This is a genomic window from Shinella zoogloeoides (assembly GCF_003574625.1).
In the GTDB taxonomy this organism is placed as follows: domain Bacteria; phylum Pseudomonadota; class Alphaproteobacteria; order Rhizobiales; family Rhizobiaceae; genus Shinella; species Shinella zoogloeoides_A.
This window is the reverse complement of record NZ_QNUJ01000004.1, coordinates 155,187-177,526: the sequence shown is the minus strand read 5'-3', so window position 1 is coordinate 177,526 and position 22,340 is coordinate 155,187. Positions and strand designations below refer to the sequence as shown.

At 63.4% G+C, this 22,340-nt stretch carries 20 protein-coding genes; 7 read left to right on the top strand and 13 right to left on the bottom strand.

Going from position 1 to position 22,340, the window contains the following annotated elements; translation table 11 throughout:
- Positions 1 to 75: 75 nt before the first annotated feature.
- A complete protein-coding gene (locus DSD28_RS09220) occupies positions 76 to 234 on the bottom strand; it encodes an entericidin (RefSeq protein WP_119256090.1) in 159 nt (52 codons plus the stop codon).
- A 188-nt stretch (positions 235 to 422) separates the two neighbouring features.
- Here DSD28_RS09220 and DSD28_RS09215 point away from each other — a divergent pair, with 188 nt between their 5' ends.
- On the top strand, positions 423 to 1,205 hold the full coding sequence (locus tag DSD28_RS09215; RefSeq protein WP_245424792.1) for a formyl transferase: 783 nt from the start codon (positions 423 to 425) through the stop codon (positions 1,203 to 1,205).
- A 25-nt stretch (positions 1,206 to 1,230) separates the two neighbouring features.
- Here DSD28_RS09215 and DSD28_RS09210 read toward each other — a convergent pair whose 3' ends face one another.
- Entirely contained in the window at positions 1,231 to 2,148 is a 918-nt protein-coding gene (locus tag DSD28_RS09210) for a LysR family transcriptional regulator (protein ID WP_119256089.1), read from the bottom strand.
- Positions 2,149 to 2,263: 115 nt separating this feature from the next.
- Here DSD28_RS09210 and DSD28_RS09205 point away from each other — a divergent pair, with 115 nt between their 5' ends.
- A complete protein-coding gene (locus DSD28_RS09205) occupies positions 2,264 to 2,482 on the top strand; it encodes a hypothetical protein (protein ID WP_119256088.1) in 219 nt (72 codons plus the stop codon).
- A 107-nt stretch (positions 2,483 to 2,589) separates the two neighbouring features.
- Positions 2,590 to 2,793, top strand: a complete 204-nt coding sequence (locus DSD28_RS25845; protein WP_162911307.1) for a hypothetical protein — start codon at positions 2,590 to 2,592, stop codon at positions 2,791 to 2,793.
- Between the two features lie 86 nt (positions 2,794 to 2,879).
- On the opposite strand, the gene DSD28_RS09200 is transcribed toward DSD28_RS25845, so the two are convergent.
- Positions 2,880 to 3,482, bottom strand: a complete 603-nt coding sequence (locus tag DSD28_RS09200; protein ID WP_119256087.1) for a GNAT family N-acetyltransferase — start codon at positions 3,480 to 3,482, stop codon at positions 2,880 to 2,882.
- A 296-nt stretch (positions 3,483 to 3,778) separates the two neighbouring features.
- On the opposite strand from DSD28_RS09200, the gene DSD28_RS09195 reads away from it, so the two are divergent.
- Positions 3,779 to 4,786, top strand: coding sequence for a GlxA family transcriptional regulator (locus DSD28_RS09195; protein WP_119256086.1), 1,008 nt, complete (start codon positions 3,779 to 3,781; stop codon positions 4,784 to 4,786).
- A 92-nt stretch (positions 4,787 to 4,878) separates the two neighbouring features.
- Here the strand turns inward: DSD28_RS09195 and DSD28_RS09190 are convergent, their stop codons facing one another.
- The 5 genes from DSD28_RS09190 to DSD28_RS09170 all read right to left on the bottom strand — a co-directional run bounded on the left by DSD28_RS09190 (position 4,879) and on the right by DSD28_RS09170 (position 10,883).
- Positions 4,879 to 6,201 (bottom strand): GGDEF domain-containing response regulator, encoded by a 1,323-nt coding sequence (locus DSD28_RS09190; RefSeq protein WP_245424791.1) that lies wholly within the window; start codon positions 6,199 to 6,201, stop codon positions 4,879 to 4,881.
- A 137-nt stretch (positions 6,202 to 6,338) separates the two neighbouring features.
- Positions 6,339 to 7,166 carry a response regulator gene (locus DSD28_RS09185; RefSeq protein ID WP_119256085.1) on the bottom strand — a complete coding sequence of 276 codons (828 nt, stop codon included), beginning with the start codon at positions 7,164 to 7,166 and terminating at the stop codon, positions 6,339 to 6,341.
- 190 nt (positions 7,167 to 7,356) lie between these two features.
- A complete protein-coding gene (locus DSD28_RS09180) occupies positions 7,357 to 7,605 on the bottom strand; it encodes a hypothetical protein (protein ID WP_432430848.1) in 249 nt (82 codons plus the stop codon).
- 158 nt (positions 7,606 to 7,763) lie between these two features.
- On the bottom strand, positions 7,764 to 10,241 hold the full coding sequence (locus DSD28_RS09175) for a mechanosensitive ion channel domain-containing protein (protein WP_432430847.1): 2,478 nt from the start codon (positions 10,239 to 10,241) through the stop codon (positions 7,764 to 7,766).
- A gap of 84 nt (positions 10,242 to 10,325) precedes the next feature.
- Positions 10,326 to 10,883 carry a DUF924 family protein gene (locus DSD28_RS09170; RefSeq protein WP_119256083.1) on the bottom strand — a complete coding sequence of 186 codons (558 nt, stop codon included), beginning with the start codon at positions 10,881 to 10,883 and terminating at the stop codon, positions 10,326 to 10,328.
- Between the two features lie 175 nt (positions 10,884 to 11,058).
- Between DSD28_RS09170 and DSD28_RS09165 the strand changes: the two genes are divergently transcribed.
- The gene (locus tag DSD28_RS09165; RefSeq protein WP_119256082.1) at positions 11,059 to 11,556 is read left to right on the top strand and encodes a cupin domain-containing protein; all 498 of its coding nucleotides are present in this window, start codon (positions 11,059 to 11,061) and stop codon (positions 11,554 to 11,556) included.
- Here DSD28_RS09165 and DSD28_RS09160 read toward each other — a convergent pair.
- The gene (locus tag DSD28_RS09160; protein WP_119256081.1) at positions 11,553 to 13,310 is read right to left on the bottom strand and encodes a serine aminopeptidase domain-containing protein; all 1,758 of its coding nucleotides are present in this window, start codon (positions 13,308 to 13,310) and stop codon (positions 11,553 to 11,555) included. The two genes, DSD28_RS09165 and DSD28_RS09160, sit on opposite strands and share 4 nt — an antisense overlap.
- Positions 13,311 to 13,714: 404 nt before the next feature.
- Between DSD28_RS09160 and DSD28_RS09155 the strand changes: the two genes are divergently transcribed.
- The gene (locus DSD28_RS09155) at positions 13,715 to 15,145 is read left to right on the top strand and encodes a lipopolysaccharide biosynthesis protein (RefSeq protein WP_119256080.1); all 1,431 of its coding nucleotides are present in this window, start codon (positions 13,715 to 13,717) and stop codon (positions 15,143 to 15,145) included.
- Between the two features lie 141 nt (positions 15,146 to 15,286).
- Entirely contained in the window at positions 15,287 to 16,636 is a 1,350-nt protein-coding gene (locus DSD28_RS09150; protein WP_245424790.1) for a VpsF family polysaccharide biosynthesis protein, read from the top strand.
- Between the two features lie 7 nt (positions 16,637 to 16,643).
- Here the strand turns inward: DSD28_RS09150 and DSD28_RS09145 are convergent, their stop codons facing one another.
- The 4 genes from DSD28_RS09145 to DSD28_RS09130 form a co-directional block, all read right to left on the bottom strand.
- On the bottom strand, positions 16,644 to 18,071 hold the full coding sequence (locus DSD28_RS09145) for a glucosamine inositolphosphorylceramide transferase family protein (RefSeq protein ID WP_162911318.1): 1,428 nt from the start codon (positions 18,069 to 18,071) through the stop codon (positions 16,644 to 16,646).
- A 12-nt stretch (positions 18,072 to 18,083) separates the two neighbouring features.
- Complete coding sequence (locus tag DSD28_RS09140) at positions 18,084 to 19,193, bottom strand: glycosyltransferase (protein WP_119256078.1); 1,110 nt, start codon at positions 19,191 to 19,193, stop codon at positions 18,084 to 18,086.
- Between the two features lie 6 nt (positions 19,194 to 19,199).
- On the bottom strand, positions 19,200 to 20,741 hold the full coding sequence (locus DSD28_RS09135) for a GumC family protein (RefSeq protein WP_119256077.1): 1,542 nt from the start codon (positions 20,739 to 20,741) through the stop codon (positions 19,200 to 19,202).
- 290 nt (positions 20,742 to 21,031) lie between these two features.
- Positions 21,032 to 22,276 (bottom strand): glycoside hydrolase family 5 protein, encoded by a 1,245-nt coding sequence (locus DSD28_RS09130; RefSeq protein WP_119256076.1) that lies wholly within the window; start codon positions 22,274 to 22,276, stop codon positions 21,032 to 21,034.
- Positions 22,277 to 22,340 lie beyond the last annotated feature (64 nt).

Sequence of the window (22,340 nt, the reverse complement as noted above, 5' to 3'; positions counted from 1 at the left end):
GCCGGGCCGGTCATGACCGATCCCCGAACGCCACCGCCCTGAGGCCAGCGGCGTCGGGGCTTGCCCTCAGGCGTCTCAGTTCGCGGCGCGCGCGATGCGGTGGCCGGCATCCTTGGTCGCGTCCACGGTGTTCGCCGTGTCCCGGCCAAGGCCGCGGATCGTATTACCGCAGGCGCTGAGCACCAGCAGCGCGGCAAACACGGCACCGAGACGGGCAAGATTCTTTGCGGTCATGGAAGATTCTCCTCGTGAATCACATCGAAGGGAAATCTAGACCAGCCCGCGCCGGAGGGGAACGGGATCGGCAAGCAAAAAGTGCACTAACCAATCCTTAGCCCTGCCCGGCGATTCCCGCCGGCGGTTACCGCTTCCTAAGGCTCCCCGGCCATCATGCCGCCGAAGGCAACGATGGAATGACGGACATGACGGAACGCGACGCAAGGATGGAGACGGTGGCCATGCTGATCCAGCCGGGCACCAATCCCGAAATCGTCGTCAATGCCGTCAAGGCCGCCTTCCCCAACCTCGTCGTCATCGAGGAGCAGCCCGAGCCGAAATCGCTCTTTCTGCGGCGGCGGGCGAGGACGCTCGGATGGTTCCAGGCGCTCGGCCAGTTCGCGACCATGGCCGTCTCGAAATTCGGCAAGCGCTTCACCGAGGGCCGCGCCCGGGAAATCCTCGCGGCCCATGGCGCCGACGCCTCGATCGACCCTGCCGTCCGCCGCATCGTCGTTCCCTCCGCCAACAGCCCGCAATTCCTGGAGGCCTTCGACGGCATCCGGCCCGCAGCGCTGCTGCTCGTAAGCTGCCGCATGTTGAAGGCGCAGACCCTTGCGGCCATTTCCTGCCCGGTGCTCAATCTCCATGCCGGCATCAATCCGCAATATCGCGGCCTGCAGGGCGGCTACTGGTCGCGCGTGCTGGGGGACGAGGCGAATTTCGGCACGACCGTGCATCTCGTCGACGCGGGCGTCGACACCGGCGGCGTGCTCTACCAGCAGCGGATGAAGCCCGGCAAACGGGACACGATGCACACCTATCCGCTCCTGCAGACGGCGGCGGCGACGGGGATCATCCTTACGGCGCTGACGGACGCCGTGAACGGCACCCTGATGCCCCGGACGATCGAGGCGCCCTCGCGGCAATGGTATCACCCGCCGGTCTGGACCTGGCTGTGGAACGGCGTCACGCGCGGCATCTGGTAGCCGCGCGCGAAAGGAAGGCCAGGCTTCAGCAGGCGACCTGCAGCATGTCCATGGGCCGGCGCTCCATGCGGGCGAAGGCCGCGCGGATATAGTCGGCCACGGCCTGCGCCGGCGCCTCGGCCTCCTCGTTGACGACGAGGCCGATGAGATAATGGCCGAGGTCCGGCAGGCCGTCCTTCTCGCCGAGCGCCACCATGTCGTCCCCCACCAGGAAGCGGGCAAGCGGCGCGACCGCAAGATCGGCCCGGATCGCGGCTCGCTGGCCCATGTGATGGGCGCAGAAATAGGCGACGCGGAAATCCCGGCCCGAGCGGCTCAGCTCCTCCAGCGCCCGCGCGCGCCAGATGCAGCCCTCCTCCCAGACGGAGACGGGCAGCGGGTTCTTCAGATGCGCGTTGCCGCAATTCTTGCCGGCCCAGACGAGCTGTTCCTTGAGCAGCACCTCGCCCGGAATCGGGATCGTGCCGTCCGTCGCATTGAAGATGGCAAGGTCGAGCCGGCGCTCGGCGACCGCGCGGCGCAGGTTGCTGCTCGTCTCGATGGAGACGTTGACGGCAATCGACGGATAGGTTTCCGCAAAACGCCTGAGCACTTCCGGCAGGATGAGCTCGCCGACGTCGTCCGGCGCGCCGAGCCGCACGACGCCGTTCATTTCCGGCATCATGAAGCGCGAGACGGCCTCGTTGCTGAGGGCGATCAGCCGGCGGGCATAGGAAAGCAGCACCTCGCCGTGATGGGTCAGCACCACCGACCGGGCATCGCGGCGGAAGAGCGTGCAGCCGAGAAGCTCCTCGAGCTTCTTGATCTGCATGGAAACGGCAGACGGGGTCCGGTGCACGGTTTCGGCGGCCGTGGTGAAGTTTCCGGTCTCGGCGATCGCCACGAAGGTCCTCAGGATATCGAGTTCCAGCAGCGGGAGCGTCTGGCGCATCAGAAGGTTCATTGTCGCCTCCATGGATCAGAAAATCTGAAGCAAAGCGTCACTTCATTTCGTTTGATTGAAAACCGAGACGGGCGGATAGTCAACCTGCAAAGCAAACGAACGTGAGGAAAACGCCATGAAAACGCAAAAGTCGCTGACCGACGGTGCCGATCTTGCCGTGCTCGCCCGCGGAAACGGATTCTACTACGCAATACGGCGCTTCGTAGGCGAGACCATCGAGGCCCGCCGCCGGCGCGCCGTTGCGCGCCACACGGCCGAGGAACTGGCACACCTGCCGGACTACCTCAAGCAGGACATCGACTGGCCCGCCGTCACGAAGCATGAAGACCGTTGATCGGTTCGATCAGTTATATTCGTTTGATTGATGCGTGAGGTTGAGGAATAGTCACGATCAAGGTCGCGACCTTTCGATACCTCCCAAGCTCGAAAGGAACCCTGAAAATGGCAATTGCACTGGAACATCGTCCGGTCCGGCACGCATCAGGCGTGCAGGTGTCCGGCAGCCTCGTCCACCTCCTGCGGACCGTCACCGGCCGGTTCGCCTCGGCCTGGCAGCGTCATCGCGTCGAACGCGAACTGGAAAGCCTGCCCTTCGACCTGCGCAAGGACATCGGCTTTCGCGCATGGGACAAGACGACACGATGACCGATGACTGTCACGGCGACATGCCGAAGGAAGACGACGCCCGATACCGCCGGAGATGACGAAAGTCCCTCCGGCGGTTTTTCATTCTAGATCAGCGGAACCCCGGGCGCGACCGCCGCCGGCAACGCACCGGTCAGCCGTGGATCGTCGAAAACCTCGATCTGGCGCTTCACCGGCGAAAAGCCCGAGCGGATGTAGAAATCGAGCGCCTGCGGCGAATCCAGCGTGCAGGTGTGCACCCAGAAGCGCCCGATGGGCGGATGCCCCTCCCGCGACCACGCCCGCGCGATCGCATGGTTCATCAGCCAGCGGCCCGTGCCCCGACCGATAGCCGCGGCGGTCAGTCCGAAGAAGGCGAGTTCACAGATCCCCTCTTCCCTGAAGTCGAGTTCCAGCAGTCCCTCCGCATGCCCGTCCTTCATCACCGCGTAGACCTCCACGTCCGGATGATGGAGAATGGCGGCGAGTTCGTCTTCGGGAAGGACGAGACGGGAGGCCCAGAGCCAGTCCGTGCCGATCCGCCGATAGAGATCGCGGTACCAGGCCGGGTCCGCCCTTTCTACATGTTCCAGCGTGATGCCGGGCTGCGCTGGGTCGGCGCGCCGGTCCGGCGGCTCGCGCATTTCGAGGCAGGTCACGACGGCCGCGAGCTTGCCCGCCGGCACGTCCGAATATCCGTCTGGCAGCATCGGCGTCATCCTTGAAAATCCGGCTCGTTTTGGCCGAGCGCGCCAGCCTTGTCAAACGACCTCGTCAAACAGGCGGGAAGCACCGGGGGCTTGTCGCAATCCGACGACACGAAGGCGCTGGTCGCAAATGCGCCATCACTGGACAATCGTCATAATTCCGCCGGAACACGTTGACATTGCGGAGATACGAAGGATGTCGCAGTCGTATCCGTCCTTTTCAACGTCGCAAAAATGCTATCCGATCCCGGACCTGCCTGCGACCATTGCGACATCGCCCCATCAGCATGGACACACCGATGAACAAGCAAAACGTCAAGAAGCGCTCTCTCGTTTTCTTCCTCGTGCCCAACTTCTCCATGCTGCCCTTTTCGGCGGCGATCGAGACGCTGCGCATCGCCAACCGCATGCTCGGCTACGAGGCCTATAGCTGGCGCCTCGCCTCCAGCGACGGCCAGCAGGTGCTGTCCTCCGCCGGCATCGGCATCGAGGTGAACTCCTCGCTTGCCGACGAGCGCAAGCATCTCGGCGGCGAGAACCGCCCCTCCATGGTGCTGGTCTGTTCCGGCGTCTATGTCGAGGATTTCAACAACAAGTCGGTCAATGCCTGGCTGCGCGAGGTCTATAACCGCGGCGTCGCCGTCGGGTCGCTCTGTACCGGCGCCCATGTGCTGGCCCAGGCGGGCCTGCTCGCGGGCAAGCGCTGTGCGATCCACTGGGAGAACCTGCCGGGCTTCGCCGAGGCCTTCCCGCAGGCCGACGTCTATGCCGACCTCTACGAGATCGACGGCAATATCTATACCTGCGCCGGCGGCACCGCCTCGCTCGACATGATGCTGAACCTCATCGACGAGGATTTCGGCGAGAACCTCGTCAACCGCGTCTGCGAGCAGGCCCTGACCGACCGCGTGCGCGGCCCGCACGACCGCCAGCGCCTGCCGCTGCGCGCCCGCCTCGGCGTGCAGAACGCCAAGGTGCTGTCGATCATCGAACTGATGGAGAAGAACCTCTCCGAGCCCCTCTCCCTGCTCGATATCGCCGACGGCGCCGACCTGTCGCGCCGCCAGATCGAACGGCTCTTCCGCCAGGAAATGGGCCGCTCGCCCGCCCGCTACTATCTCGAAATCAGGCTCGACCGCGCGCGCCACCTGCTCGTTCAGTCGTCCATGCCGGTGGTGGAAGTGGCGGTCGCCTGCGGCTTCGTCTCCGCCTCGCACTTCTCCAAGTGTTATCGCGAACTCTACAACCGCTCGCCCCAGCAGGAGCGCGCCGAGCGCAAGCTGACCCTTTCGGCCATCGCGCGCTGACCTGAAGCATGTCGCGCAAAAGCGTGCAGCGGCTTTGCGATAACGACATGCGAAAAATCAGTTAGCCAAAGCGCCCCGCCTCGAAGGCGGGGTCAGCTGGCAAGCGCGTTCATCAGCGACAGCTCGGAGAAGACTCGGTTCCGCCCGGCATGCTTGGCCATGTAGAGGAACTGGTCGGCGGCATTGAGATAGTTGTCGAAGGTTTCCCGCACGGAAATGGCGGCAAGGCCGGCCGAGACGGTGATCGTCAGCGGCTCGCCGTCCGCGCTGATCGGCTGGGCGGCAAGCTCCGTGCGCAGCCGCTCGCAATAATCGAGCGCCTCCTCGAGCCCCAGCCCGTGGAAGATGATGCCGAACTCCTCGCCGCCGAGGCGCGCGAGAAGATGACGGTCGCCGACCCGGTGCTTGAGGCGGCGCGACACGGCCTTCAGCACGACGTCGCCGACCTCGTGGCCATAGGTGTCGTTGAGGCGCTTGAAATGGTCGATGTCGAGGATGGCGATGGACATCTGCTCGCCGCGGCGCAACGCCTGGTCGACGAGCCGCGGGCCGGCCTCGAAGAAATAGCGGCGATTGTAGATGTCCGTCAGGTAGTCCCGCGCGGCGATGCGATGGAGCGACTGCACGCGCTTCTGGATGGCGGCCACATGGAAGATGCGGCTGTTGAACTCTTCGACCAGGAACGGCTTCTGGATATATTCGTCGCCGCCCGCCCGCAGGAACCGCGCGGCGACCATCCGGTCCTCCGACTTCGCAAGCCCCACGACACGCACGGTATCGTCCCCATGACGCTTGCGGATTTCCTGCAGCAGCGTAAAGCCGTCCATGTCGAAGAGATCGAGATCCGTGACGACGAGGTCGATGCCGCCATAGCTGTCGAGCGCTTCCAGCGCCGCCGCCCCGGTTTCGACCGCGACGATCTGGAAACGCTGCTTGGCGATGAGGCTCACCTGCTGCTGCAGGCTTTCCGGCTCGGAATCGACGATGAGAACCTGCGTCTTGCCGCTCGTCAGGATGCGGTCGACCGCGAGCACGAGCTGCTGCATGGCCGCCGGACTGTCCTTGACGACATAGTCGAGCACGTTCTTGGCCAGGATGGCGTCACGCGTCGTATCGCTGAAGGAGCCGGTGAAGACCAGCGGCGCGATGCCCTTGGAGATCACGTAGTCGAGCGCTTCGCAATTGGGCGCGTCAGGCAGGTTGAGATCGAGCACGGCGAGCGCGAATTCCGGCGCTTCCGACTGGAAGATCGCCCGCACCGCCGCCATGCTGGGGCAATGCGTGACGGAAAGGCCGAGCTCGGTCTCCAGGCGGTATTTCAGCGCCGTGGAGAACATGCGCGAATCCTCCACGAGCAGCACCTGCTGGCCGGAATGGCGCAGAAATGCAGGTCCCCGCTGCGAATTCGGTTCCACTCCCACCTCGTCCAATACCCCGTATTGCTCCCGTTGGGCCGCATTACAAACCAGCGGTTTTACCAAGTGGTTAACTCGCCGGGAAATATCTCACGTAACGTGAGGACAGTCTTGGGTGAATATGGTCTGCGCGCCGGTCAGCTCGCCAATTTGAGCTGCGCCGACCGGATCTGCGCGAGGGTATCGAGGTTCTGGTTGACGCGGCAGTAGAATTCCTCGTCGATGAAGGGGCGCATGATGAAATCGTTGCCGCCGGCCTTCAGGAATCGGGCGGAGAGCAGCCGGTCCGTCGAGGACGAGATGCCGATGATGCGCAGCTGGTGCGATCCGACCGTGCCGCGAATGCGCCGCGTCAGCTCGAAGCCGTCGATATCCGGCATGTTGTAGTCGGTGATCATCAGGCCGATATCGGGATTGGCCTTGAGCAGCGCCAGCGCGCTTGCCCCGTTCTCCGCCGTGCTGACGCGGAAATTGTAGCGCTTGAGGCGCGTCGAAAGCAGCGCCCGCGCCGTCGCGCTGTCGTCGACGATCAGCACATGGTGCTGGTGATTGGTCAGGAACCGGCAGACGGACTCGGCCAGCATATCGACCGCAAAGACATTGTCCTTGATGATGTAATCGACGATTTCCTTCGACAGCAACTGATCGCGCGTCGCCTGCTGGAACGTGCCGGTGAAGACGATCGTCGGAATGGAAAGATCGACCAGATAGTTCAGCGCCTCGCCGTTCTCGGCGCCCGGCAGGTTGATGTTGGAGATCGCTAGCGTGATCTTCTCGCTGGACTTGTCATAGGCCAGTTCCAGCTCCTCGAAGCTGCGGCAGATCTCGACATCGAGGCCGAGAAGCTCCTTCAGCCGCTTGGAGATCATGGACGTGAAGACATTGGAGTCTTCGGCAACAAGAATACGATGATGCGAAAGAGACGCGCCGGAATATTGCATTCCGGAAATGCCGATAAACGCCATGATATGCCTTCATAATATGGATTTTCCCCAGCTTAAGGCGTAACGGCAACCCTTTGCGAAAGCGTTAAATTCAGAAGGCATGAAAACACGGGGAAGCAGAATTGGCCCGACACGCGGACCAACCTTCCGTATAAAGTAAAACGGCGCGGTTCTTCTTCCGCGCCGTCGTCATGAAATCGGGATTCCGGGTTTACTTGACCGAGGCGGCCCCGCCCTCGATCTCGACATTCTCGCCGCCATTGAGCGCGATGCGGTCGCCGTTCGGCAGGGTGACGAAGCAGCCGGAGGGGCAGATCGTCTCGGTCGCGCCGGGCTCCAGCGCGATTTCCATGCGGCTGCCGCCTTCGACGACCACGAGCACCTGCGTATCGGCATCCTTGTTGGTCACGGAGGCAGCCACGGCCGGAGCGGTCATCGCAGCCGACACAAGCAGCATCATGATCATTCGCTTCATTTTTGCCCGGCGCCGAGCGCCGCCCCTGTTCAAGCCCGAGGGAACACTACCGTTCCCCGATCGGATTTGCATGTGTTTTATGGGGCAAGTGCTGAATGCAGCGTGAATGCGGCGTTCATGTGCCGGAAATCGGGCAAGCTGTCTCAGGCCGGCGGCGCCTCTCCATCAGGCTTGCCGCGGCGCCGGGCCGGCGCGGGGCGAACCTTTTCCGTCGCCTGTTCGAGAAGCGCGGAGATGAGCTCGGCCCCCTCCTTCGAAATCTTGACCGGCACTTCCGGCGCGGCGGGCGCGCCGATGGCGATGCCTTCCGCGCGCAGCCGCTCAAGAATGGCCGCCCGCAGCTCCGACTTGACGCCGGTGCCGTTGAGAATATCCGCAAGAAAGGCGCGGATCTCGAAATCCAGCGTGGCGGCGGAAAACGCCTGGAACACGACCACCGGCTCGGGATTGCGCAGCAGCCCCTGCTGCGCCCGCACCACTTCGGTCAGGACCGCCTGCACGCGATGCGGATCGTTGCCGCCATGCACGCTGATCGCCACCTCCACGCGGCCGAGCTTGTTGCGATGCGTCCAGTTGCCAACCTGCCCGTTGATCAGCACGGAATTCGGCACGATGACCGTCTGGCGCTGGAAGGTCTCGATCTCCGTGGCGCGCACCGAGATGCGGCGCACGAAGCCTTCCGTCGTGCCGGCCACCACCCAGTCCCCCACCTTGAAGGGCCGTTCGGCCAGGAGGATCAGGCCCGAGACGAAATTCGACACGATGTTCTGGAGGCCGAAACCGATACCGAGCGAGAGGGCACCGGCGACGAGCGCGAGGCTGGAAAGGTTGATGCCCGCCGCCGAGATGCCGATGAGACCGGCCAGCGCCACGCCCGCATAGCCGACGGCCGTGCGAACCGAATTGCGCACGCCGGCATCGACCTGGCTGCGCGCCAGCACATTGCCGTCCACCCATTTCTGGAACCAGCGCGTGACGACGAGGCCGATGACGAACAGCAGGATGCCGGCGAGGATGCCGATCAGCGAGATGGTGATCGTGCCGATGCGGATTTCCGTGAAGATGCGATAGGTCCAGGATTCGATGTCCGCAACCTGGAAGCCCCATTGCAGCAGGATGAGCGGCACGAAGAAGACGAAGAGCAGCAGGTAGATCGCCAGCCCCGCCGCAAGCCCGATCTGGTCGAGCGCGACCTGGCTGAGGCCGAAGCGCTCTTCCATCCGCTTGCCGACCGCCGTTTCCGCGAAGGCGTTGGGCCCGGAAACGGCGCGGCCGGACAGGAAGCCGATATACATCGTCACCACCACCGCGCCCGTCACGACGATCTGGGTGGCGACGAACCGGGCCATGCCGACATAGCCGAGCAGCGCCGAGAAAATGAGGCCGAGGCCGATCAGGATCAGGAAAACGAAGATCGAGCGCGGCCAGGGCCGCCCCTGCGAGCCGGGCATTTCACCCTGCCGCAGCACCGGCTTGATGAAGGCGGTCACCACCAGCAGGGCGCCGATGACGATGGAGGCGAAGAAACTCTTCACCACCGTCAGAACCACCGGCGAGCCGAGCACCTCGCTGATCGTGCCGAGGAAGAAATCCGCGCCGTTGACGATGGCCATGCCGAAGATCAGCAGCCAGAGAAGCCGGGCGCCCCGGTCGGAAACCCGCACCAGCCGCCAGTGGCCGTCGCCCGGCGACAGCACCGCATTGGCGAGCTGCGCGACGAAATAGATGGCGACCGTCACGCCAAGCGCCACTGCGACCAGCGGCGCGATATCGCTCCGCAGCACCTTGAACGCATCGAGGAAAAAGTAGCTGGCCCCCGCGAAGGCGCCGGCCGCCGTCGTCGGCAGCACCGTCGACCAGAAGGCGACGGAAAGGCGGGTAATATAGTGCGGCTTCTCCTGCCGGGCGGCACGCGTGATATAGGGCGAGAACAGCCGGTAGCTGCCGGAAAGCAGGATGAGCGCGGCAAGCAGCGACAGGGTGACCGCGCCCAGAAGCTGCATGCGCTTGTATTTCCAGACGAACTGCGTCCAGGCGGCGGCCGTGCGGCGAAGCGTCTGCGTCTCGTCTGCAAGGGCGCCGGAGGCTTCGGTAAAGAGCGTGGAGCTGATTTCGGTGCGCTTGAGGATCGCATCGGTGAAGAGCTGCCGGCGGATCTCGGTGACGCGGTTGGAAAGCTTCGTCGCCTCGATGGAGAGGTTCTCCGCCTCCCCGGTCAGCGCATTGATCTCGTTACGCTCGGCCGCCAGTTTCTTGCGTTCGGCGACAACGACATCCGCCTCGGCCGGCGCGCCTTCGGCCGGCGGATCGCCAAGCTCCGTCTGGCGCGCCTTGATCGCCTCCAGCCTCGGCCGCGTCGCGACGGATATGGCGATGATCGACCGGTTCAGTGCCTCGACCTCGACCTTCAGGTCGACGAGCCGCGTATCGTCATCCTTGAACTTCTCGACCCGCTCGCGAATGGAGGCGAGCTGCTGGCCGGCCTTGTCGAGATCGGCACTCGCCTGCTGCAATTGCGTCGTCGCATCGGCGGCGGGCGCGGCCGCCGTCTGCGCGGAGACAGGAGAAACCGCAAGCAGCAGCACCACGAAAAACATGGAGAGAAGGCGGAGTATAGGCAAAGGCCCCTCGCTGAAAGAACGACGCATCGCGATCATGCGATTCCGCACTCTTCTAGCCATGAATGCGGCCATTTTAAACCGGTGCTAGAATCCGGCACCCGGCTCCGCGAGATAAGCCTCCTCATGATGGGTCGAGACCCGCCCGAGGAAGGCATTGCGGTGGGGGAAGCGGCCATATTCCGCAATGACGTCCCGATGCCGCACCGCATAGTCGAGATACATTTCGTCGCCATGCGCCTCGAACAGCGAAACGCAGAGGTCCTGGTCGGCAAGGTCCTCGGAATGTTCGAAGGGCATGTAGAAGAAATGCCGGCGCCCATAGTCCACCAGCTTGTCGGCCCCCGCCTCCAGCGCGAGCTGCGCCTCGCGTCGGGCGATCCAGTCCGTGGCGAAGGCCATCGGCGAAGCGCGATACATGTTGCGGGGAAACTGGTCGAGCACGATGATCGCCGCAAGCCGCGCCTCAGGGCTCGCCCGCCATTCCGGCGACACTTCGCGGGAAAGAGCAAGATGCGTGGCGGCGAACTGCTCGCGCACCCGCCCATCGAGCTCCGGCGTCCCCTGCCACCAGTCCTTCGCCGTCAGGGTCTCGCACCAATAGCCGACAACCTCCTCCGGCCGCCTGATCGCATCATAGCTCATCCCAAAACCTCCATTCGTCCTAGCCGCAATATGGCGTTATCCCGGGGCATGGCAAGCGCAAGGCGAAACGGCAGCCGCGTGCATGGACGAAGCCGTTAAAATCTTAGCTTTCCCTTCAACCGATTGCTGATTCCCACGCGCTATCCTCCGCCCGGCAAAGATGGATGGAGTTCCGATGAACTGGCAATTTGTTACCGCGACCGCAGCGATCGCAACTTCCCTCTACAGGGGCTACGCACCGATGCGTCCGGAGCCGGACACCTTCGTCGCCGCTGGTCCCGATACCTTGCCGATGGTGTCACGGCCGATCAATCCCGACTGGATACTGTCCGGCAACCCGGTCGCCCGCGCCGCCTTCCACTCCCAGCCGGCGGACAAATGCGCCTCGACGGTGGTCTGGGATTGCACGGCCGGCGAGTTTCGCTGGTTCTTCGGCTGGGATGAAATGGTCGTGATCCTCGAAGGCGAGGTCCATGTGACCGCCGAGGACGGTAGCGCCCGCACCCTGGCCGTCGGAGACGTCGCCTATTTCCGCGCGGGCAGCTGGGCGACCTGGCGCATCGACCGCTATGTCAGGAAAGCCGCCGTCACGCGCCGCCCCTTCCCGCTTCCCCTGTCGCTGTTCTACCGGGTCCTCGGGCGGCTGCGCTCCGTGGTCAAGCACGGGCTTTAACGGGAAGCCAGCGACCGGATGGCGTCGAGGTAGTGCGCGCGGGCATGGGCCGGCGTGAAATTATGGTCGGTATCGGGAACGATCGAAAGGCGCACGTTCCCGAAGCGCCGGAGCCCTCGCCCGTCCTTGCCGAAGAAAAGCGCGAACTCCTCCAGGCCGAACTCATCGGCTCCATATAGAAGGGCGACGCGAACACCGCGATCCCGCAGCACACGGAAATCCGTAAAGACAGCTCGCTCCCGCCGCGAAATACCACCAAAAACCCTCGTGAGCGGCCGGACGGCGCGTACCAGGAGCCGCCCCAGCACATCCCGGCCCTTCTGTACCACGTCGATCTCGCCCCGGAGGACACGCAGCAGCGTCTCCTTCTCGATGAAGCGGCGGCCATAGTGCTCCAGGGTCTGAAGCGGATTGTCCAGCGCCTCGTCGACGGATTGCCCGTTGTGCCAGCGGAAGACAATCGGATTGACGGCCACTACACCGGTAATCCGCCCATCGGCCACTGCGGCCTGCAGCCCGAGATAGGCACCGCTGCAACGCCCCGCCACGATCACGGACTTCGTCCCCGTTTCCGCGAGAAAGTCGATCGCCTCGCGAACGTCCCCGACCTGCACCGGATCGTAAAGGACCTGTCCGGCAAACCCCTCTACCGGCGGGCTATCGGCGATATTGGCGCAGTCGAAGCGCAATGAGCCGGTGCCTTCCTTGGCAAGAGCGCGTGCGAACTCGACGGTCGAACGCCCCCAGCCTGTGGATCGATCATAGCCCGACGACAGGAATAGCACCGCCGGGCCAGTCGGAGTATGCGCTTCCGCGGGCGCGCAAAGGATGCCGGCCATCCGACCGCCCTCGCCGATTCGCACGGCGGTCTCTACATAGCCATCGCCGTGATGGCTCGCGGGCCATTCATGCAGCGGTGGCGCCTGCAAGGCAGGATCGCGCGGCGCCAAGCCTGCCACCCACGAGACCAGATTCGCAACGACCGGCTCGGGTACGACGGCAAGCGTCGGATTGGATGTGAGCTTCTCGAATCCTTCGAAGGGTGCTTCAAGGACGTTCGCGCCGAGCGTGCGGACATAGGCGGCGAAAGCGGCGTCCTCCGGATGGTTGTCGCGCGTGAAAACCGCAACGTTCCGAGCTGGCGCCTTGTCCGTCTTCATCAGATCGACACCGCGAAGACCTGCCTCGATCTCCTGCGGCAGGACGAGCCCGGCGATCTCCAGAGCTGCCGCCGTATCCCTCTTCTTCAGCCCCAGCTTGTCCTCGATCAGGCGGGAAAAGACGGACAGCTCGCGCACATGCGCGCGCCCGGAAACGACGGGCGCGAGGAATGCGATGCCCTCGAGGTTCGCCAGCCGATCCGCCGCAAGACCTGCGACCGCCGCTCCGACGCCCTCGGCGACGATCACCAGCCGTGCGCACCCCGAACGTTCCTGGAGCAGGCGCGTGGCGGCGAGCAGCGACTCTGTCCACGTTTCCATCCCGGCGCGAAATTCGATCCCGTCCAGCGCATCGCCCGTACCCGGATAATCGAAGCGCAGGCTCGCAATCCCCTCCTCAGCCAACCGTTCGGCCAGGATGCGCCTAAATTTCCGCGTGCACATTTCCTCCAGCCCCCAGGGACTGGCAAACAGCACTGCCAAGGGTCGCGCCACGCCCTGCGCCGCCGTGAACAGCCCGACCGTTCCGGAAAACGTTATCGGCTCCGCCGCCGGATGCACACCGGCGACCGGCGGGCGCTGCACGTCAAGCATGGGTGTCTCCTGTCATCGGCCGAAGCCGGTCGAACGGTCGAAATGCAATCCCGCTGAGACGCTTCGTCATTTACCGTTCCGCCAGTCTTTTAGATTAGGGATTACGCTCTAGGCCATTTGGGTTAACATCCAATTCAAGCGAGGTTATTCGGCATGAGGCCGATTGTCATATTGCTCGACAGAACGCATATGCTGCCGGAGCCCTTGCGGCAGGGCCATGCAAGGCCCGATCTGCGAAAGACTTCTCCCGGCTTGACCGACAACGCCGCAGCCGGAATAGGGTTTTCTTCTTATTTTAAACCGTCGGGCGGCAGCACATAGCTGTTAACACTTTGCCACTAGGATTTCGCTAAATCCTGCATTCTGGCGCAGGCTCACGGCCAAGCCATCCCAAGGAATACCCGTTGCTGCTCAAATCCACGCTCATATATGGCCCGGCCATCCTGCTGACGCGCATTTCCGCACTTCTGTTTCTCGTCATCGCCACGCGCCTGATAGATCAGACGGAATACGGTTTGCTGACGCTGGTGGTAACCGTCGGCGAAATGACGGACGTCGCGCTGACGAACTGGCTGCGCATTTCACTGTTGCGGCTCGGAGGCAAGGGAGACGTGACCAGCGGAAGCCTCTCGCGTGCCGGCACGATCCTGCTCTTCACGACGCTGCTCGCCATCGTCGTCTCCATCGTCGCCAGCGGCTATGTCGCGCCCGAGCGCTGGACCGATTTCTCGATCGCCGTCTGCGGCTATCTCGTCGCCGGCGCGGTCGCCCGCTACGGTCTCGTCATCCTCCAGATGCAGCAACGGCATACAACCTACGCCATGATGGAGTTCCTGCGGGCCCTGCTGCAGCTCGTCTTTCCGATCCTCGCCATGCTGGCGGAGCACGATACCTTTGTTGCGATCTCGCTCGCATCGAGCCTCGGCATGCTGACGGCCGGCGTCATCAGCGGCATTGTCGCCGCCCGGAAGATCGTTCCCGGCCCGCCGCGCTTCACCCATCGTGAGTTCTTCGCCCTCGGGCTGCCGATCATCGCGATCGCGCTCGTCAGCTTCGGCCTCGCCAACGCGGAACGAATCTTCCTCAAGATCTATCACGGCGCCTCCGCCGTCGCCGTCTTCGCGGCCGCCTATGCCCTCGCCCGGCAGCCCGTTGACATGATCGCGAATGCCATCAACATGGGGGCGTTCCCCGAGGCGGTCGGCCGCTTCGACGAAGAAGGACCGGCGGCGGCCGCAGCCCTCTTCAAGCAGTTCCTCTCCCTTATCTTCACTTTCAGCCTTCCGGTCGCCGCTCTTCTCGCCGCGCTCGGCCACGACCTGACGGAACTGCTGCTGCCGGCAAATTACGACGGGCCCTACAACCTGCTGTTCGGGATCGTAGCCGTCAGCGCCGTCTGCACGAACCTTGCTGATTTCGTCTATGGCGCGGTGGTCTATGCCCACAAAAGACCCTGGCTGCTCATCGTCAGCAAGCTTTTCGGCTCGGTCAGCACCATCGGCCTTTCCTTCCTGCTCATCCCGACGATGAGCGAGGTCGGCGCCGCCGCGGCGCTCGCCGGAGGCGCCGTGATAAACCTCCTGGTCTCCGTGGTGATCAGCGAGAGGCTGACACCGGTGCCCCTGCCCTGGCGCGCGCTTGCGACGGCGCTCGCCACCTCGCTCGCCGTAGGCGGCGCGGCCGCGTTCATCAGCCATTCGCTCGGCGGCACACATGCCGTCTTCCGCCTGGCGCTGGCAGGATCGGCTGCGGGCCTCATCTTCTTCGCCGTCAATGCGCTGTGCTATCCCGCGGAAGCGCGGCGGGGACTTGCGGCCGTGCGCAGCCGGTTGTAGCGGCGCGCGGCCCAAGCCTTCGGGGGCTCCGCATATCGTCTTGCGAAGCTGGATATTTACAGTTCTACTGCCATGATCCGGTCGTTGTGCGAGATTCGCCGTTCTCGTATCCGGATTCACCGCAATCGCCTTGAGTGAGCCATGAGCTACGCCAGATCCGTGCCGGATCAATCGCCATCGCTGAGCGCCTCCCGGCAGAAGACACTGGTCATGGCGGTCTTCCTGTGCGCAGCCTTCTTCTTCCAGCTGCGCTTCTACATGTCGCCGCATGTGATGAACCTGTTCGTCACCTATACCGATACGGGCGGCGCGATATATGAGAAGCTGCATTTCGGAACGATCGGCATATTCCTGCTCCTCCCATTCGCCCTCGCCTCCCGGCCGTTCGTCCTCCAGGGCAGCGACATCGCCCTTTTCAGATCGTTGCTGCTCTTTTCGTGCCTGATGGTGGTTCTGATCTTCTATCTTGGTGCGGTAGGGCGCTCGGGGTCGGTCGGCTTCATCATAGATACCTATGTCATGGCCGGATGCGCCTGCATGATCATGCTCACGCTGCCTCCCGATATGCGCCGGCTGCTTGGCGATATCACGCTGGTCTTTCTGGTCGCGAGCGCGGTCATCGGCTTCGGCGAGGCGATCATGCAGGTACGCCTGCTCCCCTACCCCCCGATACGCGACGTGTTTCGCCCCATCGGGTTGACGGGACATCCTTTGACCCTCGGCGCGATGTCCGCGACTGGCATCGGCTTCGTAGCCGCGACGCGCTGGCCACTCTGGATGCGGCTTCTCGCGATCTTCACGCTCTATATCGGGTCCGCCATCTCAACGGCCCGAACGGCCTTCGTGCTCGCTTCGGTCGAACTGCTCCTTCTCCTGCTCTTCACGCGCTGGCCGAAGCTGTCGAAACGGACGGAACGCCGGGCGAAGAGCATCGTCCTTCTCCTCCTCATTCCATTGAGCGTCGTTCTCATTGTCGTGCTTGCAGGTGCCGGTTTCCTGGAACGCTTCAGAGGCGGCATCGTGGACGACAGCTTCATGGCCCGCGTCACGATCTATCGTGTCTTCGAATATTTCAGCTGGTCGCAGATCATGATGGGCGTGCATATCGACGACCTGATGTTCGTCGTGAACAAGAAGCTGGGCCTGGAATTCATCGAGAGCGCTCCGGTCGTATTGACGATGCTATTCGGTCTGCCAGCCGCGATCGTGTTCACAGTGGCGCTCGTTCGCCTTTTTTCCCGGCTCATCCGCGGTGCGGCCGGCTCGGCGCAGCTCGGCGCCACCGTGTTCGTCATCGCCTCGCTGTCTAACAACACATTCACCGAGAAGACATCCGTGGTGGCGATGATCTTCGTCCTGTTGATCGCCTATCGGCGCCCTTCGCCACTCATACCTTCATCCATATCGGCGGGCTTATCCGTGCCGACACCGGCCACTCGCACGCCAGACTCCGCCGCAACCGGTGGCAAGCCCCGTATCGGGCGAACCTAACAGCCGTTCAGCCGCAGCTATCCACGACTTCGAGCCGCCCCTCTCGGTTGAGCGTATGCGTACCCGAGCGAACCCATGCCGGACCGCCTTCTATCGGAACGACCGAACCAAAGACGACAGCTGTCTCGTCCAGTCGCATAAGCTCCATTAGACCAAGGCCTCCCCCATATATTCGCGAGCAGTCCTGCACGGGCAGGAATATCCGCCCGTCCCGGCGAATGAACGCACCGCCTGGCCGTGCACCCGCTTCGTCGATCACTATGGGATTCATGGGATGCGGCACCCACGGCCCCTCAAGAGCAGGCGCACGGTAGACGACCATCGTGTCCGACGGGTTGCCGTTGCCGATTCTTTCGGTGCCGAACAGCCAGTAGGCTCCGTCCGAACGCAGGAGCGTCATGTCGTTCAGATTCCGCCCCTCTATGAGAACGGCCTGGCGCTCCCACCGGTCGGGAAACCGGACGGCACGATAGAGAACGACCTCGCGTGCCGCGCCGCTTTCGGGGATCATGTATATCTCGCCGTTCTCGGCGAATATCTGGGGATAAGAAAGATGATGCGACTCCTCGAGCACGACTTGCGGCAGGCTGAACCGGTCGTTGTCGTCCAGCACGGAGACGGAGATGATCCCTTTCCCGGTATTGTAGGGTAATTCCTCAACGAAGAGATAGTGACGACCGTCGTGCTCGAAAACAAAGGGATCCGCATAGAAGCGTTCGCCGTCGTCGGCGAGAATAGAATAGGCTTCTCCATCGAGCCTGCCGGTTTCGGCAACGCCGGGCCCATCGATCATGCGATAGGCGACTTGCCAATGGACAGCGCGTTTGCGTCCGAGGCGAGCGAAAAGCGCGGCGGCAGCGAAGGAAAGATAGGCTCGTAGGAAGCCGCCACAGGGCGCGCGGTCGGCCGGCCGTTCCACAGCCGGTTTGAGCGTGCCGTCGAGGAAACGGTTCGCGACCTGCACGGTCAGCGAGATGGCGCCGACGAGCAGCTCATCGAGGATGCGCGATACCTGCAGTCCATTGGAAATGGCAGGACGAGCACGCCCGACCGCAACACCATCGAGCCGGGCAACGAATTCCGCCGACTGCCGCGCCGCTGCCGCACGGGAGATTCCGTCGATGACATTGCCGGAGCCGAAAATCTCCAGGCTGAGCATGGGCTTGTCCTGCGCACCGGCCGTCCCGGTCAGATCGATGACGAGATCGTGTTTGTCGGAGCTCTTCGGCGCCATCGGGGCGGCCAATTGAGCGAGCGAGACATTGAAAAAATGGCGTTCGACCGCCAGGGCCCGATCGAGCGCATGCCGACCGGTTCCGGCTCCAGCCAGCTTACTGATGGAGATCTCGTGACCCGCCGCCTCAAGACGCTCGACGAGCGCGGCATGCCAGCGCCTCGAGTTCCTTTCACGGGTGAGAAGGAGAATTTTTCCCAACGTTAAACCTTATCAGGCGAAGAGCCCCTCGTATTTGTCAGCAATGACATTGATTTTGAACTCGTCGGCTCTTTGCCTGAGCAGTTCGGAATCGATTGGCCTCTCAAGCGAATTCTGCAATTGGCTGGCGAGGGCCGCTGGATCTGCGATGGGGACGAGAGGGCCGAAACGGCCGTCATCGAGAATTTCGCGCGGCCCATGCGGCGCATCGGTGGACACGACCGGAACACCGTGAGCCATGGCCTCGATCAGCACGTTGCCAAAACCTTCACTGGTGGAAGAGAGGACGAGGAGATCGAGGGCAGCGTAGCACGCGGCGGGATCGTTGATGTAGCCGGCGAAGAGGACATCATTCGCGATGGAAAGATCGGTCGCGAGCGCCCTTGTCTCGGCTTCGAGGGGGCCTTCGCCGAAGATCACGAGTCGGGCCTTACGGCTGGCGCGCAGGATCGCGAAGGCGCGCAGGAGGGTCGCATGGTCCTTGACGGCGACAAGGCGGCCGAGGGTGCCGATCACCGGGCCATCGCCCATCGCCTCAAGCGCCTGAAGCCAGGGATGCGGACCCGGCATGCCCATGCCCTCGGGCGGCAGCGGATTGTAGATGACAGCGATCTTCTCGAGCGGATAGCCATTTTGCACAAGGTCGCGGCCAACCCCCTTGGAGACGGCGATGGCACGCGTCGCACGCGCGGCGACAAAGCCGGTGAGGCGGTCTGCGAGGATCGCACCGATCTTTTCCGACTTGAGGGCCGCTGCGCCGTGAAAGCCCGGAAAAAAGCGTGCACGGCTTCGTGCAAGGGTCAGGGCGGCGGCCATGACGAGGTTTGCGAAGTCGGGCGCGCTGAAAACGGCGTCGGGCCGGAAGGCGCGCAGCATCCGCACGGTTCTTGCCAGTCCCTGGAGCGTCTTCACCTTGCCGAACCCATCCCCGCGCATGGGGAAGTGGAGGTCGACGAGATCGACGGCAGGTGACAGCAGGTCCGCATTCGGCCCCTGCCCGTTCCAGACCAGTAGCGTCACCTCATGGCCGCGCGCAGCCATCTCGTTGGCCATCAGCACGAGTACCCGTTCGGCGCCGCCGCCGGCCAGACTGGGTGCGTGGAAGAGGATGCGCCTCACCATGAGGGATCAGGCGCGCTGCTCGGCGACCGCCGGCTGAGGGTCCCGCAGTTCGCGCAGCATGCCGCGCGCAAGCGCTAGGAAGAGGCCGGCAGCAAGGCCGAGAACGACACCTACGACGATGAGAAGGCTGGTGCGCGGCGGCCAGGACCGGCTTTGCGGAGGCACGGCGGTGGAAATGACCCTTACATTGGTGGTGTCGATCTGCTCACGCTCGGCTATCTGATGCGCACGCGCGAGGAAGCTTTCGTACACCGCGGTCTTCGAAGCGGCATCGCGTTCGAGTTCGCGCAAGGCGACCTGTACCTCGTTATCCGTGAAGACCGTGCCCGTCATGTCCTTCATCTTGGTGTCGAGCGCCTTGAAGGAAGCCTTCGCCTCCTCCAGGCTCGAGCGGGCCTTGGCAAGGATACGTGACAGCTCGGTCTTGATCTGTCCGTTGGCGGCATCGAGTTCGGCACGTAGCTGCGCCAGCCGCGGATAACGCGGACCATAGGTCATCGACAATCCGTCGAGTTCCTGTTGCAGACCGCTCGCCCGGGTGCGCAATGCGGCAAGCGACGCAGAGGCGACGGGATCCTGGGTGGTAGCGTTGGAACCGGCGGCAAGGACGGCGTCATAGGCGGCCTGTGCGGCGATTACACGGGACTGGGCAGTGATCATCTCGCTGTTGACTTGGGTCATGCTTTGCGAGCTGACGAGCTGGCCCTGGCTCGAGGCGAGGTTATGCGTCCGTCGATAGGATTCCACCTTCGCCTCGGCCGCCTGCACCTCCTGCTTGAGCTGGTCGAGCCGGTCGTCAATGGCCCGCGCGGCCCGCGCGGCCCCGTCGGATTCGGCCTTGGCCAGTTCGTCCTGGAAGCCTGTCACCACGGACTGCGAGATGCGGATCGCCTTGTCGACGGTTTCTGCGGAGACGGACAGGGTCGCGACAAACGAGGTCTCGTCGGCCTTAGCAACAATCCGCTTGCCGAGCACTTCCAGCACCGCAGTACGAGGATCCGAAGCGGCGCCGCCGGAACGGGAGCCGATCAGGGAGGAAAGCAAGCCCGGCGAAGGATCGTTGAATTCGCGATCGCGCGTCAGGCCCAACTCGTCCACCACGTGCAGCAGCACGTTGCGGGAGGTCAGTACGCGCAGTTTGCTGCGCACCGCCAGCACCTGGTTTTCCCCTTGGGTCGGCGCCGCGTAAAGATCGTTGGCGACCACCTGGAGGTTAGACGGATTGATGAGGATATCGGTTCCGACGGTATAGAGCCGCTTGCTCAGGAGGCCGTAAGCTCCGCCCGCAAGGCCGCCGACAAGGGCGAGGACGACAGTGCCCTTCATCCCGGCGCGCAACCAATCGGACATCTTGCGAAAATCGAATTCGAGAAACTCACCGACCTTGTCGATCGCGGTAGAGCTGTCCGTAGCCATTGGAATCGGCATCTGCCTTTCCACATGCGGCAAATCCCTGTCCTTGATCTTACGGCCAAGGGGCTTGGCATGGTCACGCGTGAGCGTGCGCACGACCGGACTTCCCTTGGGGACGTCTGAAAGCACTGACATGGATCAACTCCTGGCAAACGGCATGCCTGACGACTCACTTGGCATTCTCGCGGCGGTTCCTTGTTTTAGAATGCAATGCTCAATAGAAACTTAAGATATATACTCCGTACCGAAAACACGCCGTTGGAGAGCCCGTTCAGAGGCATAGGTGAGACTGTTTCGCGCATGCAAACGACGACGTCACGGAACTCCAGCCGCGCCGCAGTAATAGCGGAAATGGCACAATCATTGATTGATTCGCGTGCCAGCGAAAAGAAGAGCAGCAAGCTCCCGCGAAAGCTGCACGATCACTATGGCAATCCCAGCGCATACAACATTCCGCCATCAGGAACGGCCGCCCCCCATGGCGCGATCAGACTGATGCCGTGGGGATTGCTGTATTCCCATACGGCCCAAGGGATATCACGTCCTTCCGCCTCCAGCCGGACGGCCGCCAGGTAGCGCAACCGATCTTCGTCGCGCGCCCCCGAGCGTCCATCGGCGGCTAGGCCGTAGCAGCCGAATTCCCCCATGAACAGCCGGCTCGTCGGGATTCGGTGCCTTTCTGCCCAATTGACCGCCTCATTGATACGCGCCTGAAGTTGCGGAAAACCCCAGTTCTCCGCAAAATACCGGGCGATCGGGTCACGTGCCGCGGCAAGGTTCGCAGCCTGCTCCCCCTCGCCTATTCCGGCCGCCGTCATGTAGCTCTTCAGATGCGCGACGGCCTCGTCGGGCGAGCCGATGGCCGCCGGCCAGGGCAGGCTCGAATTGAACGGCTGCGTGGCGCTCGACAGTTGATGGGTGAAGCTGTGCGGCTCATACATGTGGAAACTGTAGTAAAGGCGGGGATCGTCGAAGCTCGGATCCAGGTCGACGAGGCCCGTGATGCTGCCGCCGCAGGCGCCCGTCACGATGATCGTCAAGTCCCTGCTGATCGCGCGGATGTCAGCGACTGTCGCAGCCATGATGCGCTGCCAGTCGCCGGTATCGGTTTCGTCGCAAGGATAATATTCCGGCTCGTTGAACGGCTCCAGCGCGACCAGGCCGGCATCGAAGCGTGTCAGCATGGCCGCGACACGCCGAACCATCCCGCGATACTGCGCAACGCCAGGACTGTTGGCCCCGCGGCCTATCATGTCGATGCTGTAGGCAGGCACCTGGCGAGCAGCGTGTAGATCGAATACGACCTTCAGGCCAGCAGAGGTCACACGCTCGACGGCCCGTTCTAGAACCGCCAGCGCCTGCTCGCGCCGCTCTCCCTCACTGGCCAGGAGCGGACCGGGGTCGACGCTCAGCCTTACGAAATCGAAGCCCATCGCCCGAATGCGCTGGAACTGGTCGGACTGCGGCCAATCGGAGAGCGGGCGGGCAAGCGTCATCCATTCCGTCTCACTACGATAAGGCGGCCAGCGATAAGTGCCGTCCGAATCGAGCGGAGACCAGTTCAGCCAGTCCTGGACGCTGATGCCGCGATGAAGCGCCAACGGGGCAGCGTGCACTCCCGTGCCCATAGCCAGGGCGAAGAGAAGGGACAGGAGACTGAACAGCTTCATTGCGTTTGACCCCAAGTCCCGTTCCAATGGATGAAGGCTATCCACAGGTCAGACGCCGGCAGCG